Origin of the sequence: Streptococcus sp. 79 (assembly GCF_013277425.1) — a bacterium.
GTDB classification, from domain to species: domain Bacteria; phylum Bacillota; class Bacilli; order Lactobacillales; family Streptococcaceae; genus Streptococcus; species Streptococcus pseudopneumoniae.
Genome location: NZ_VMMW01000073.1, coordinates 1 through 691 on the forward strand (window position 1 = coordinate 1; position 691 = coordinate 691).

Here is a 691-nt window from a genome sequence, read left to right on the forward strand (position 1 = left end):
AACACCAGCTAAGGTAACAGTCTCTACGGAACAACCAAGTAAATCACATAATGTATTGCCAAATACAGGAACAGAATCAAATGCGACTCTTGCTTCTCTAGGACTTCTTGGTATGCTAAGTGGACTCGGATTTGCGTTTAGAAAGAAAAAAGAAGACTAAAATAAAAGTTTAGTCAAGCTGATATACATTCTTCTGTATTTTAAAAATGAGCCCTATTAATTCTGCTGATTATTTTAGGAATCGAGTACATTAGATAAAAAGCGAACAATTTTAGAATTGTTCGCTTTTTAAATGGCTCTTTGTCAACTGTAGTGTAACGTAAGTAACGTAGTAACCGCCCAATAACGAAGTATATTGAAAAATCTCCAGACTAGAGAACTCACGGATAGTTCCTAATCTGGAGATTTCTTATTTGCACTTTTCTTGTACAACTTTAGTCCATGGTAAATAAGCCTCTAAAACCTCTTTGTTTACGAGAGTTTCCTCGTTTGGAAGACATTCTAGAAGATAGGATAGATATTTTTCACTATTTAGTTGATGACGTTTAGCTGTTTCCAACAAACTCATAATAATAGCTGTTGCTTTAGCTCCTTCAAAACTTTGAGAAAACAACCACCCTCGCTTTTTAAAATTTAGCTTAGGCTAAAAGAGTCCACCGGACTCTTTTACTACGTCCCATAACCAATGATT

Annotated in this window: 1 pseudogene; it reads right to left on the reverse strand. The window is 35.0% G+C overall.

Annotation, left to right across the window (positions count from 1 at the left end):
• Positions 1–409: 409 nt before the first annotated feature.
• Positions 410–625: pseudogene (locus HT729_RS09300) on the reverse strand (transposase domain-containing protein); the annotation flags it as partial.
• Between the last annotated feature and the right edge of the window lie 66 nt (positions 626–691).